The sequence below is a fragment of the Falsihalocynthiibacter arcticus genome (genome assembly GCF_000812665.2).
GTDB classification, from domain to species: Bacteria; Pseudomonadota; Alphaproteobacteria; order Rhodobacterales; family Rhodobacteraceae; genus Falsihalocynthiibacter; species Falsihalocynthiibacter arcticus.
In genome coordinates this window covers 1,501,012-1,515,000 of record NZ_CP014327.1, presented here as the reverse complement: position 1 = coordinate 1,515,000, position 13,989 = coordinate 1,501,012, and the positions used below count along the sequence as shown (strand labels likewise).

The 13,989-nt window shown below is 54.0% G+C and carries 10 protein-coding genes and 1 pseudogene; 10 read left to right on the top strand and 1 reads right to left on the bottom strand.

Annotation, left to right across the window (positions count from 1 at the left end; genetic code table 11):
• Positions 1-276: 276 nt before the first annotated feature.
• The 9 genes and pseudogenes from RC74_RS07495 (at position 277) to RC74_RS07455 (ending at position 10,274) form a co-directional block, all read left to right on the top strand.
• Positions 277-2,253 carry a multiheme c-type cytochrome gene (locus RC74_RS07495; protein ID WP_169798719.1) on the top strand — a complete coding sequence of 659 codons (1,977 nt, stop codon included), beginning with the start codon at positions 277-279 and terminating at the stop codon, positions 2,251-2,253.
• 158 nt (positions 2,254-2,411) lie between these two features.
• A complete protein-coding gene (locus tag RC74_RS23510; protein ID WP_038999806.1) occupies positions 2,412-2,804 on the top strand; it encodes a sulfatase-like hydrolase/transferase in 393 nt (130 codons plus the stop codon).
• 281 nt (positions 2,805-3,085) lie between these two features.
• Positions 3,086-4,069, top strand: a complete 984-nt coding sequence (locus RC74_RS07485) for an AAA family ATPase (protein ID WP_062628170.1) — start codon at positions 3,086-3,088, stop codon at positions 4,067-4,069.
• 9 nt (positions 4,070-4,078) lie between these two features.
• Positions 4,079-5,014, top strand: a complete 936-nt coding sequence (locus tag RC74_RS07480; protein WP_039003703.1) for a DUF58 domain-containing protein — start codon at positions 4,079-4,081, stop codon at positions 5,012-5,014.
• The gene (locus RC74_RS07475; protein WP_039003704.1) at positions 5,011-5,493 is read left to right on the top strand and encodes a DUF4381 domain-containing protein; all 483 of its coding nucleotides are present in this window, start codon (positions 5,011-5,013) and stop codon (positions 5,491-5,493) included. The genes RC74_RS07480 and RC74_RS07475 overlap by 4 nt, the downstream gene beginning before the upstream one ends.
• On the top strand, positions 5,493-6,479 hold the full coding sequence (locus RC74_RS07470) for a VWA domain-containing protein (protein ID WP_039003705.1): 987 nt from the start codon (positions 5,493-5,495) through the stop codon (positions 6,477-6,479). The genes RC74_RS07475 and RC74_RS07470 overlap by 1 nt, the downstream gene beginning before the upstream one ends.
• Positions 6,472-7,977 (top strand): VWA domain-containing protein, encoded by a 1,506-nt coding sequence (locus tag RC74_RS07465; RefSeq protein ID WP_039003706.1) that lies wholly within the window; start codon positions 6,472-6,474, stop codon positions 7,975-7,977. Before RC74_RS07470 ends, RC74_RS07465 begins: the two co-directional genes overlap by 8 nt.
• Entirely contained in the window at positions 7,977-9,242 is a 1,266-nt protein-coding gene (locus RC74_RS07460; RefSeq protein WP_052275016.1) for a BatD family protein, read from the top strand. The genes RC74_RS07465 and RC74_RS07460 overlap by 1 nt, the downstream gene beginning before the upstream one ends.
• Before the next feature lie 97 nt (positions 9,243-9,339).
• Positions 9,340-10,274: pseudogene (locus RC74_RS07455) on the top strand (MYG1 family protein).
• Position 10,275: 1 nt separating this feature from the next.
• Here the strand turns inward: RC74_RS07455 and RC74_RS07450 are convergent.
• Positions 10,276-11,490 (bottom strand): MFS transporter, encoded by a 1,215-nt coding sequence (locus RC74_RS07450; RefSeq protein ID WP_052275017.1) that lies wholly within the window; start codon positions 11,488-11,490, stop codon positions 10,276-10,278.
• A gap of 296 nt (positions 11,491-11,786) precedes the next feature.
• Between RC74_RS07450 and RC74_RS07445 the strand changes: the two genes are divergently transcribed.
• On the top strand, positions 11,787-13,982 hold the full coding sequence (locus RC74_RS07445) for a hybrid sensor histidine kinase/response regulator (protein ID WP_052275018.1): 2,196 nt from the start codon (positions 11,787-11,789) through the stop codon (positions 13,980-13,982).
• Positions 13,983-13,989: the final 7 nt, after the last annotated feature.

Genomic DNA, 13,989 nt, shown 5'->3' with positions numbered 1-13,989 from the left:
AGCTCACGTTTACTCAGCAAAACGAAGAAAAATGGTGTGAAAAATCGCGGACCAACACCCGAATTCCAGACAACCAATCCAAAAAATCCAACCAAAACACTCCAAATCAACAGTTATCCACAGACTCAAGGAGTCTTTCATCCGGTATCCGCACGAATCCAGAAGGTCTCTCGAAATACCCAAACCTGTCGGCGCGATTATCCCTTGCCAATCCCAAGGCAAAAAGCGACCTTTCCCGCAAATCATTATACGGCCAGATATTTTCGGGAGAATTCCGTGCATCACTTCCCTCTAAGGGCACCCCTTACCAACCTCTTATTCCGAGCGACTCTTATAGGAGCGGTTCTTGCTTTCAGCGCACACTCTATACTCGCGCAAACTATTCCCGAATTTGTTGGCACCCAAACTTGTGCCACCTGTCATGAGTCCGCCGCCGAGGAATGGGAGGGCTCGCACCATGCTTTGGCGTGGACCGAGCCCAATGAACAAACCATTCTGGGGGACTTCTCGGATGTGACCTTTACACACCAAGGCGTTGCCACGCGTTTCTACCGCAATGACGACATCTATATGATCGATACCGAAGGCCCCGACGGGGAGATGACAACCTATCCCGTTGCTGGCGTCGTCGGCATCACACCGTTGCAGCAGTATTTGATTGAGACCAAGCCCGGAACCCTACAGTCGTTTGACATTGCATGGGATGTAGTGGGGCAAACATGGTTCCACTTATATCCGACACAGGATTTACCAGCGGGTGACGGATACCATTGGAGCGGTCCCTATAAGAACTGGAACGCACGGTGCGCAGAATGCCACGCAACCGGTTTTGAAAAGAACTATTCCTCCGAAACCAAAACCTATGCCAGCACGCAGGCAGAAATTGGGGTTGGGTGCGAGAGTTGTCACGGCCCGGGCGAGGCACATGTCAAATGGGCAGAGCCGGATTCAGATTTCGACATGGCAGACTGGAGCAAAATCGATGCGACGGGCTTTACCATCGACCTCTCTGAAGGGGGCGAGATTGAAGTGCAACAATGCGCGACCTGTCATTCCCGTCGCGAGCCGTTTGGCGATGGCAACCCCCTGCCCGGCACCGGATTTCATGACGCTTATCGGCTGAGTCCGTTGCGCGAGACACTCTATCATGCCGACGGGCAGATTTTGGACGAGGTCTATGTCTATGGCTCCTTCCTCCAATCCAAGATGAACGCCAAGGGTGTGACCTGTACGAATTGCCACAATCCACATACCGCGGAATTGAAAGCGGAGGGCAACGCCGTTTGCACACAATGTCACTCCGAGGCGGGCAATCCTGATTTCGTATCCCTCCCCCTCAAAACATATGACGATCCATCCCATACCTTTCACCCCGAAGGCAGCGATGGCGCGCAGTGTAAAAACTGTCATATGATTGAGCGCACTTACATGGGTGTCGACGGACGCCGCGATCACTCGTTCCGTATTCCCCGCCCCGACCTTACCTATGGCATCGAAACGCCGAATGCGTGCAACGATTGTCACGACGACAAATCCGCCAAATGGGCCGCCGAAACGCTTGAGACATGGTTCCCCGATAGTGAACACCGCACGCGCCACTATGGGCAAACTTTCGCTTCGGCCCGCCTCAATCCGACGGGCAACGTTTTAAATCTGATCGAGATTGCCGAGTATCAATCGCTCCCCGCCATCGTGCGTGCCTCGGCACTAGAGATTTTGGCGAGCATATCAGACCCAGAAATCGCAAGCCGCCTCGAACCCCTACTAGAAGACAGTGACCCGCTCGTACGCGAAGGCGCCATTTCAGTTCAAAGGGGTGCGCCCGAAACCGAACGCTCGGTACGCCTTGTAGGGATGCTTGCGGATCCCGTAAAATCGGTCCGCATCGCTGCAGCGCGCAACTTCTTGGGGATGCGGATCGCGCGAATGCCCGACCGAATGACGAACGATCTGAACAATGCTATGGGCGAATGGGAAGACTCCCTCGCCGTAAAATCCGACTTCCCTGAAGCTCAATTGGTGTTGGGGGGCATTGGCCTCACGACCCGCAATATGGATGCTGCTTTGGCCGCATTCGAGGAAGCCGTTGCGCTTGATCCGCAACAAACACAGGCTTGGGGGATGGTTATTCGCATCTATGCCGCCCTTGAGGATTACCCCGCAGCCCTTGAGGCGGCAAATCGGGCTGTTGAAACCGTCCCGAACGACACATTTCTTCGCCAGCTACAATCAGACCTCAGCAACAGGGAGTAGGGAGGGATATTTCCTTCAAAACAATCTAGCGAAATGCGTCCAAAAAAGTGTAGTGTTTGACTGCAACCTCAACACATCCGCGGATTCATTTTAGCTATGTATTTGAGGAAAAAAGAGAATTTCAAGTTATCATCCACCTTACTTATAAGGAGAATGAGATGTATAAACCTATAGGCCCCTTTATTTTTGGGGGAATGGTCGGCGCAAGTGAAACTTTTGCCCGTTCCGTGGGCGCCGTTATTGCCGCAGAAAACACAATCGTTCACTATTCTACAGATAACGGCGTTCACATGAACACGTGGCCAGTTGCCAGCATGACGCCTTTCTTAGGGGAAAAGTGCACCAGCTGGGAAGGTGGCTGGCGCGTTCCTTCGATAGTTCGCTGGCCCAGTAAGATCGAAGCAGGTTCAGTTCGCAACGAAATTATGCACCACATGGATTGGTTACCAACGTTCTTTGCCGCGGCTGGAACATCGTTTCCCTTGAGCAAAAAGCATACACGGCCCTTCGCGCACGGATCGAACCTTGGACAGAGTTGTGTGTTCCTTTGATATTTAACCTGCCTCGCAACCCATATGAGCGTTCTTATCGCACATCCAATACCTCCTATGATTGGTTGGAACATTTTTTGAGACCGTCAAAGGATGCCCTCCTCGTCAGAAAGCGGCGTCGTTCTCTCTTGAGCGCGTAATGGACCGACTTACCGAAATTTCAGGTAGCAACTAAACCTGAAAACTGCTCCAGTCTAATGGGGACCTCTTGTGGCGCCACTGATATCAAATCTCAGGCGCCGCAAATTTGAAATGAACTTTTTCACTTAGGACATTCCGCGATGAGCACCTTTGAGCAGATTGAAGACCTCAGGACCCGTATGGGCAATTCCATTATTGGTCAAAAGGCTGTCGTAGAACGCCTGATTATCGGCCTGCTGGCAGATGGGAACTTACTGATCGAAGGCCTCCCCGGATTGGCCAAGACGCGCGCGGTAAAAGCGATGGCGAATAACCTTGAGGCCGAGTTTGGCCGCATCCAGTTCACACCTGACCTGCTACCTTCAGACGTCACGGGCACCGAAGTCTATCACCAAACCAAAGACGGTGCGGAATTTCGATTTGAACAGGGTCCGATTTTCGCCAACATCGTTCTCGCTGACGAGATCAACCGCGCCCCCGCCAAGGTGCAAGCCGCTCTCCTCGAAGCGATGGAAGAACGCCAAGTAACGGTCGCGGGCACAACCCATAAAATGCCCCCGCTGTTTATTGTTATGGCGACGCAAAACCCGATTGAACAAGACGGAACCTACCCCCTCCCCGAGGCGCAAATGGATCGCTTTATGATGCATGTGCGCGTCGATTATCCGCCCGTTGAGGACGAAGTCGAAGTGATCCGCCTTGTGCGCCGCGAAGAGCAAGCCAAAAACCAGCCCAAAAGCAAAGCAGCAAACGCGCCCAAAGCCATCCCGCAATCCGCCATTTTCGACGCCCGCAGCGAAATCGCGCAAATCCACGTTTCCGATGCAATGGAGCGGTATATGGCTGATTTGGTTTACGCGACCCGAACACCCGCCGCGTTGAGCGAAGATTTGGCGCGTTGGATCGAAATCGGCGCAAGCCCCCGTGCATCACTCGCCCTCGATAAATGTGGCCGCGCCCATGCGTGGCTTTCTCAACGTGATTATGTCGACCCTGCCGATGTGCGAGCCGTCGCCCATGACGTGCTGCGCCACCGCATAGCGTTGAGTTATGAAGCGCAGGGCGAGGGGATCACCCCCGACATGGTGATTGATACGATAATCTCGCTCGTGGCATTGCCGTAAGGGGTTGTAATGACAAAGCAACTTGATCCTCGGATACATGTTGATGCCGCTCATCTTCGGGCGCTTGCGACCCGTGCGCGCGGGATTTCCTTTCTCCCCGCCCAACCTTCGAAAAGTATTCTCAACGGTCAACATGCGTCTAAACTCAAGGGACGCGGCCTCAACTTTGAAGAATTGCGCCACTATTCCGTTGGCGACGATGTGCGTACAATTGACTGGAAAGTCACCGCCCGCACCGGCGAACCCTATGTGCGGGTCTATACAGAAGAGCGCGACCATTCGGTTTTGCTGATCGTCGATCAACGCATGTCGATGTTTTTCGGCAGCAAACACAACATGAAATCCGTCACCGCCGCCGAGGCCGCCGCCCTCGCCGCGCAAGCCATCCATGCCAAGGCCGACCGTGTTGGCGGTATTGTCTTCAACGACACCGAAATGACCGAACTCCGCCCAAAGGCGAACGCCAAAGCCCTCAGCCAGTTTATCGCCACGCTCGCAAAGGCGAATTGCGCCCTCCACGCCAAGGGGCCGTCGATTGACACGATGTCGCTAAACGAACCCCTCAAAGCGGCCTGCCGTCTTGCCAAAACCAACGGGCAGGTTCTGATTTTTAGTGATTTTGACGGAATGAACGAACAGACATTTAAACTGCTGCGCACCCTTTCCCAGAAAAACGATGTGATCCTTTTCTCAATTTCTGATCCGTTTTCAAACGCGCTCCCTGAAGGGATTGAAATCGTTGTATCAGATGGAGAAATCCAAGGCCTGCTTAAAACCAACGAAGCACAAACCCGAATGAAACTGCTGGAGTTCACCACGGGGCGTTTGGCAGAATTGATGACCTTCGCGCATAAATTTGGCCTGCCAGTTTTGCCCTTAACTTGCTCCCAAGACACCCTGCCGCAGCTCCTTAAGTTGTTGGGGAAAAGGCAGGGTCCCAAATGAGCGATGACCTTTCCACGCTGAGCCTGTCCGAGCTTTACGACGAACTCATTCCGCCCGCCGCTCCCGCGGATATCTCCATGTTTCCCCAAACGGTCGGTTGGATTTGGTTAGGACTTGCGATTTTGGCGACCCTTGGGTTTCTACTGAATCTTTGGCTCAAATACCGACGCGAAAATGCCTATCGGCGCGCGGCTATCGGCGCTCTCAAACGCGCGGGTGACGATCCCGTTGCCCTTGCAAATGTCTTGCGGAAAACGGCACTGGCGGCCTTCCCAAGACAAGATGTGGCAGGCTTGATCGGTGACAGCTGGCTCGCATTTCTCGATAGCACCGCAGGAAAACCACTTTTCACCGACACCGCTGCAGGTACCGCATTGATCCACGCGCCCTATCAATCCACGCACATGCCCAGCGACCTCCCCGCACGCGCCAAAGAATGGGTGACCTCCCATAAAGTACAAAAAAGAGGAGGGGCATAATGCTATCTTTCGCCCTGCCCCTTGCGTTTCTCCTGCTCCCAATCCCTCTGCTGGTTTGGAAATTCGCGCCACCCTATCAGGAACGCTCCTCCGCCTTACGCGTGCCATTCTTTCGCTCGATGGCACAAGCCGTCGATATGCCCCATTCCAGCGGTGCCATTGTCCGCAGCCATACAAAACTACAGTTTATAGCCAGTGCGCTCGTTTGGGTTTTGATGGTGATCGGCCTTGCCCAGCCCGAAAAACTCGGGGATCCCATCACGATTGAAACCTCCGCGCGCGACGTCGTCCTTGCCGTCGATATTTCGGGGTCGATGGATGAACGCGACCTCATTGGCCCTGACGGAAAACCGCTGCAACGTCTGGATGCCGTAAAGCAAGTTGTGGGTGATTTCATTGCTGAACGGGAAGGTGACCGCATTGCGCTCATCGTTTTTGGCAGCGACGCCTATTTACAAGTGCCCTTCACCGAAGACCTCGAAACGGCCGCTGAAATTTTAGACCAAACACAGGTCGGCATGGCGGGGCCACATACGGCCATCGGCGATGCAATTGGCCTCGCTCTGAACACGTTTCAGGGCAGCGATGTTGACCAAAAACTCGTCATTCTCCTCAGCGACGGCGCCGACACAAACAGCCGTATGAGCCCAATCAACGCCGCCGATATCGCTGCACGTCAGGGCGTTTCGATTTACACAATCGGCATCGGCAAAGAAGACGGCGAAGGCGAAGCGCGAGTGGATACCGACGCTCTCATCCAAATCGCAGATCGCGCGAATGGCCAGTTTTATTTCGCCGACGACTCCGAGGGGTTGCGCGAAATATACGACACCATTGATGCGTTGAATCCGCGTGTCATCGACAGCGCAGAGTTCCAACCGCGCGAACCGCTTTCACAAATCCCTTTCGGGGTTGCTCTCTGCCTTACCCTTTCTGCCCTCCTTTGGTTGGTGTTCACAGCAAAACGAAAGCAGAAAAATGCTTGAGGTCCTTCACTTTCTCCGCCCCGAATGGCTCGTATTGCTGCCCGTCATCGTCGGCTTGTGGTGGATCATTCGCCCCAAGAAAAAATCCGATCAAGCCCTCACCGAGGGGCTTGCGCCGCATTTGGCCCAAGCCCTGTTGATCGGCGCCAACGAAGACCGCCGTTTTTATCCAATCGACACGCTGGCCCTCGCGCTTGCCTTGCTCACCCTTGCGGTCGCGGGCCCAACTTGGAGCCGCATGCCAAACCCTCTTTTGGCGCAGACCGCCCCGCTTGTCGTCGCGCTTCAGGTGACACCGTCTATGGAAGAAACCGATGTACAACCTTCGCGCCTCCAACGTGCAAGTTTCAAAATCATCGACTTGGTAAAACAACGTTCGGGGGCGCAAACCGCTCTGATTGCTTACGCGGGTTCCGCCCATCGCGTTGCGCCCCTCACCCAAGATCCGAATATCATAAGCTCCTACCTGCAAGGCCTTTCGGCAGCCATCATGCCAAAGGAAGGCGACCGAGCGGATGCGGCTCTAACGCTGGCATTAACGGAACTTTCCCGCGCAGAAACGCCTGGCGCGATCCTTTTTGTGTTGGACGATTTTAACCCTGCCAACCTCACCGCATTCACCGAAAACGCCGACGAACGCGCGCCCGTTGTTTTCCTTATCGCTGGGCCAGAAACACTCAAAATCCCCCAATTAGAGTCTATTCCCAACAGCGATGTCGTCCACATGACCGTTGACGATTCCGATATTAGGCAAATTGAGCGCACTGTGCTTTCGGCCTATCGCAAAGCCCTGCTCGAAGACGAGACCCAAGCGTGGAATGATCGCGGATGGTTTTTGGCGTGGCCCGTTGCCCTCTTGATTTTACTCACATTCCGGCGGGGTTGGACGATGCAATGGGCAGTAATCTTGCTGCTCATGCTGCCCTTCCCGCGCAGCGCACAGGCCGGTGGACTTAAGGACTGGTTTTTCACTCCGGACCAGCAGGGTCAAATGGCCTATGCGAAAAAAGATTTCACCGAGGCCGCGACCCATTTCCAAGACCCTGCATGGCGGGCCTATACGCTTTTTATTAGTGGGCAATATGAGGAAGCAACAGAAGCCTATTCCCGAATTGAAACGTCCGACGGCGCTTTGGGCGAGGGGATGGCGCTGCTGCGAAATCGAAAATATCGCGACGGTGTGCGGGCTTTTGAAAAGGCGCTCGAACGCGACCCTACCGATGAAGCGGCGCAACACAATTTGATCGTCGCCCAAGCCATCGTGGCCTATGTGGAGAGCACGCAATCGCAATCGGACACTGGCGAAGAGGCGGGCATTGGGGCAGATGACACGGTTTTTGACAATGAAAGCGGCTTGGGTGCAGAAACCCAAATCGAACGCGGCGAAGAAGCCGCAGCATCGTTAACGGATGAGCAATGGATGCGCAGCGTTGACACGGATGTGAGCGATTTTCTACGTACGAGATTTATGCTTGAAACGTCAGAGGGGAACCCATAATGCGCACGCTCCTTGCTGGTTTTCTCGCGCTCCTTTTCTTGGCATTTCAAAGCGCGGCTTTCGCACAGACCCCAACAATCACGACCGAATTTTCAGAAGAAGCCGTCACCGTCGGGCAACCCTTCGTGCTGCGCGTAACGGTTCTTGTGTCAACACACATGCCGAAACCACCGATATTTCCGAGCTTTGAGACCGAAAATATGATTGTTCGCCTGCCCGAGCGATCCACTACTCCGACCAGCAAGGTCATCGATGGCACGACGTGGTCGGGCATCACGCGGTCCTATCGGATGTACCCAATGGTCGCCGGGCAAACGCAAATTCCCGCCCAAAGTGTCACCCTTTTCTATGTGTCCCCTGAAACCAATCAAGAAATCACCTTTGAGGGAAAAACACCGGAACTGACAATATACGCCACGCTGCCCAAAGGCGCTGAGGACCTCAGCCCACCGCTCCTTGCGCAGGGCCTCTCCGCCACCCAAACCCTTACGCCGCAAGAAGGCCCCATCGCGGTGGGCGACTCGATTGAGCGCAAAATCATTGTCAAAATTGATGGCACTTCCCCCCTCTTCATACCGCCCTTCTTGGGGTCCGAAGAAATCGAGGGGGTCGCTATTTACCCGCAAGACCCCAAGGTGACCGAGACTTCCAACCGCGGTGTCATGTCCGGAACGCGAGAAGAACGCGTGGTTTACATTGCGCAAACTGCGGGCACAGCCGTTCTTCCGGACCTGTCGCTTGAGTGGTTCAATCTCAAAACCAACGCCGTCGAAACTGTGACCTTGCCGGGCCTGTCAGTGGCCATAACCCAACCCAATATTGTCGAACGATCATTGGACAAAAACTTGATCGGAACGCTTGTTGTTACCGCGCTCCTCGTTTTTCTGATCTGGCTGCTATGGACCCGATTTGCCCGCGCTCGCTTTCAGAGGATCAGGCATCGTTTACGGGCGAATTATAACAACTCGCCCCACGCAGCCTTTCGGCAGGCTCGGGATGCGGCGCAAGTACACGACCTCTCGCGTCTCCTATCCATAGTGGAAAACCTCGAACAGATTGACGACCTAGAGGCCGCTATCCGCAACTTAACCCACGCACGTTACGGGACCACAGCCGCGCCCAAATCAGAGATTGATCGCCACTGGGCCGAGATTGCGCACCACTTGAAAAAGGCGCAACCGCGCGTTTCGATTGGGGCCGTTTTGGGACTAAAACGCCAGCCCCACCGCGCGTTTGGGCAAGATCTCGGCAACCAAGGTTCCTAAGTTTTCTTTCACGGCCCCTGTTGATTTCCTGCCCGTATGTGGCTTATCTACGGCGCTCAAAGCGCCCTCCTCTCTAAACTTGCAAAGTGATTTCCAAATGACCCCAACTTACCTTGTCACCCATTCCGGTGGTTTCCATGCGGATGAATTGCTCTCAAGTGTGATTTTGACGCGGATCTTCCCCGAAGCCAAAATTGTACGCAGCCGCGCGCCCGAATGGATTACCCCAAGCGAAGACAAAATCATTTACGATGTGGGCGGCTCCTATGATGCTGAACTTCGGATTTTCGACCACCACCAGCGCGATGCCCCCTGCGCGACGACGAACAACCCTACAGCTCTTTTGGCCTGATTTGGAAGCATTACGGGCGCGATTATTTGATGGCTTCGGGCGTGCCTGAAGCGGATTTGGATTTGGTTTTTGCCTCGTTTGACAAGGGCTTTGTTTTGCCAATCGATTTGGTGGACAACGGAGCGCTTAGCCCGTCCATCGCGGGGCCGCTCGCGGGACTTACGCTCTCAGCATTGCTCGAAACGCTCAAACCTGTGTTTGATGTGACGGGTCAAGACGCCGAAACCGAAGCCTTCCACACGGCGCTTAATGTGGCCCGTGTTTTTGTAGAGGCTCGGATCGCCAGAAGTGCCGCCAAACTGCGGGCAGAGACTGTTGTTCATACCGCCATCGTCGCCGCGGGCGAGAGCAAGATTCTGGAACTGCCCATGGGCATGCCTTACCGCTCCGCTGTGAAAAAGGCGGGGGCTGATCACCTTTTGTATGTTGTGAACCCACGCGGCAAAGACTGGTCGTTGATGGGTATCCGCCTTAACGATGAGGGCTTTGAATTGCGGGCCGATTTGCCTGCGTCATGGGCGGGTCTCACCAATGCGGACCTTGAGGCCGCCTCCGGTGTTGCCGGCGCAACTTTTTGCCACAACGGCCGTTTCATCGCCGCCGCACAAACGCGCGAAGCAATGCTTGCAATGGCGGAAATCGCCGTGAAAGAAGCGCAACTGGCTCCAACGGAAGCCTAAGTTACGCCACCACCACGCGTGCACGACTGCGCACTGTGATCCAAAGCGCGGCAACAATCGCAAGGTTGATGCCGCCCGCGATGGCCGCATTCGCATAGGTCCAATGGTAGCTGCCCGTCAGGTCAAAAAAGTATCCGCCCTGCCAGCCACCAAGCCCGTGCCCCGCATAAGCGAACGCCATAATGATCCCTAGGGAAGACGCGCGGCGGGCAGGTGCCGTATGATTGCGGGTGGTGACAATGATCGTTGTCATTACGCCCGCATAGCCAAATCCGTAAATCATCGCGTAGAGATAAAACACATCCAAACGGTCGATAAACACAAATCCAAGCACCAGCACGGTCTGCCATGCCGACGCGAGAAAGTAGGAGGGAATCGCACCGATAAGGTCGGTCAGTTTGCCAAAAGCTAGGCGGCCAAGTATCGCGACCATCAGCATAACAAACAGAACACTACCCGCTTGAGGGGCTTCAAATCCGCGCCCTTGGATGAGGGGAACAAGGTGCATCAGGGGGACGGCCATACAAGTGCAACAGAAAATCACCGCCAAGGAAATCCACGCGGTAATCACACTATTTGGTAAGCCGGACGGAGTCTCGTCAGAGAGTTTGGCACTATGCGCAATCACGGGTGGGTCGCGCAGGAACAGGCCAAGCGGCAACAAAACGGCCAAGGTAATCAACCCTTGTGTCATCATTGCTCCGCGCCAGCCCAGCGCCTCAATCAGAAATGCTCCCGAGAACGGTACGCCGCCTTGCCCGAGCGCTTGCCCCGCCGACGCCAACCCAATTGCCATTCCCGCGCCGACCACAAACCAATTCCCGACAAGTGCCATAAGCGGTGCGGAAATTGCCCCGCCACCCAGCGCCCCCGCCAAGAAAAAGAGCAAATAGAATTGCCAAAGTGCCGTGGCACCCGAGGCAACGGTAATCGCAATCCCCGTCGCGGCAATGCCAAAGAGCACAACCTTGCGGATGCCATAACGTTCGGCAGCATAGCCCATAAGGATCGAGCCAACACCAAGCCCCAAAAGCCCACACGTGTTGATCAAAGCGATGTCGCCACGGCTCCAGCCTTCGGTCGCGCCGATGGGCACGAAATACACAGACAACCCATTCACAAGCTGGCCCATCGTCACCGCAAGGATCACCATCGACACGCCCAAAATGACCCACCGATAAAGGGGGCTCTGATCGAATTTTGTTGGATTTTCCATGCGTGTGCCTCCCTGAAGCGAAGCCTATCATCGCAGAGGCGCCTAGTAGGTACAATTGCCGAATACCGACATTCGTCTTGCAAGGGTCCTCAGCGATTAGAAAATCAAAAATCACCGCATTTTTGAAAATTGACGTTAATAAATCAATTCAAAGGGGTTTCTTGGCATAAGTGTCGACCAGAAAGCCGCACAATCAACTATCGGTTGAAATAGTTTCTAGAATTGTTGATTTTTGTTTGCCCCTAATCGGGATAATAGCGTCTCCTTGAAAAAAACCGTGAAAAGGAAGTATTCGAATGGATCACACAGAGAATACTCCAGATCTAAACCCGTCAAAAGCTGCACAAAAGCAAGCGCGCGTTGTTGAGAAATTCGTGGGTGTTATGTTGTGGGTGACGCTCTTCGGGTTTGTGGTAATGGTTCTTCGGTTCTATCAGTACGGATGGGGCGTTGTGCCTGCAATCCAAACGTTGTTGGCAATGCTTTTTGTAGCCGCATTGCTACTTCGCAAACGCTTTCCAATGCTAAACGTTTTTGCGCTTGCGATTGCCGTTCTTATTGGACTTAGCCTTCTGGGTGTCGTCCGGTTTGGCCTAGCGGCACCAACCTTGTCGTTTTTGGCGGTCCTACCGATTGTCGTGACTGTGGTTTGGGGTGTTCGCCCTGGTTTTTTAACGCTTGCGGCAGCCATGGGTGGCACTTTCGCCATATCACGTCTCTATTTAAATGGCGGCCAACTTCCCATAATTGACATAGCGACCTACCATGAAAATCCCGTCAATTGGTTCGGATTTATTTTCATTTCAGTTGTAAGTTCCCTTCTGGGAATATTGGTTGCCGGGTTTCGTCTCAACTATTGGAGGGAGACAAACGCAGAATTGGTCGCAGAAACAAAGCGTCGCATGGCGAGCGATCTTAAAAGAGGCGTGGCCGAGCAATGGTTGGAGTCTGTGGCCGAAGCAGTACCCGGCGTGATTTTTGAACTCGAACTCGATAATGAACGCAAAGGCATAATCCGGCACATAAGCCCCGGATGTTTTGAGTTGTGGGGCATGCATGGACACGAAATTGAACATGACATGGATAGTTTCCGTAAAATTTTCACACCAGAACACACGCAGGAGTTTCGGGACGCCATTTTTAGTTCCGAAACTACAGGAAAGGCTTGGACTGGACGGTGGAGGGCACGCACGCCACAAGGCGAGGAAAAATGGATTCATGTAAGCGGCCGCCCCCATTTGAATAAAATGGGTCTAACAACGTGGTATTGTATTGCATTGGATGTATCGAATGAGGTGCGCGCGGAACAAGAAGCTCGCCGGCAAACAGAAATTGCGCAACAGGCGGAGCGGCAAAAAAGTATCGGGCAACTGACGGGGGGCGTTGCGCATGATTTCAACAATATCCTTGCGATCATCATGGGCAACTTGGAGATAATGCTGGAGGATTTGCAGCAGGGCGATTTGCGCGAAATGATCGAAAACTGCCTTGAAGCGACGGAGCGGGGCGGCGAACTTACGCAAAGTATGTTGGCCTTTGCCCGTAAGGCGCCCCTTGATCCCACGGTACTTGATATCAACGATGTTACACGCAGCGCGCGCAATTGGATTGGCCGCACGCTGCCGGAAAACATTGAGGTCGAAACCTCCTTGCTGGCGGGGCTTTGGCCCGTTGAGGCAGACAAAAGCACAACCATCAGCGCCCTGCTTAACCTCATTCTAAATGCGCGCGATGCGATGCCGGACGGTGGAAAACTAACGATTGAAACCGCGAATGTGCGGATTGATCAAGACTACATAAGCGCTAAAGATCAAGACCTTCGACCTGGCCGCTATGTGATGCTGGCGGTGAGTGATACGGGGGTCGGCATTTCGAGCGCAACATTGGAGAATATTTTCGACCCGTTCTTTACGACGAAAGGTCCAGGCGAGGGGTCTGGCATGGGATTGCCAATGGTTCAGGGATTTATCAAGCAATCGGGTGGTTCAATTCAGGTCTATTCCGAACCCGGTGTCGGGACGACATTCAAGCTCTATTTCCACGCATTAGGGTCGGATAGTGTCCGGCCAGAGAAGCCCAGAATTGAGATTTCTGCAGACCAAAAGGCGAAAGCACACATCCTTGTGGCGGAAGATGAAAAAGGGGTCCGCGAGAATATTTGCGAATTGCTAGAACGGGAAGGCTTTCAGGTTACGGCCGCCGAAAATGGCGATGAGGCCTTTAAAATATTCGTGAATAAACCTACCTTTGACCTGCTCTTGACGGATATTGTCATGCCCGGAAACCTTCAGGGCACCACCCTCGCAAAAGCATTGCGCGGAGACTACCCCAATCTTGCGGTCGTTTTCATGACGGGTTATGCCAGCGAGGCCGCCGTCCACGGCAACGGGTTGCGCGCCGAAGATATTCGCCTAAGTAAACCCGTGCGCCGCAAAGATCTGGTGAAAGCCGTCACGGACTCCCTCAATTTTGGCACCTCGAAACTTCAGTAACCGCACC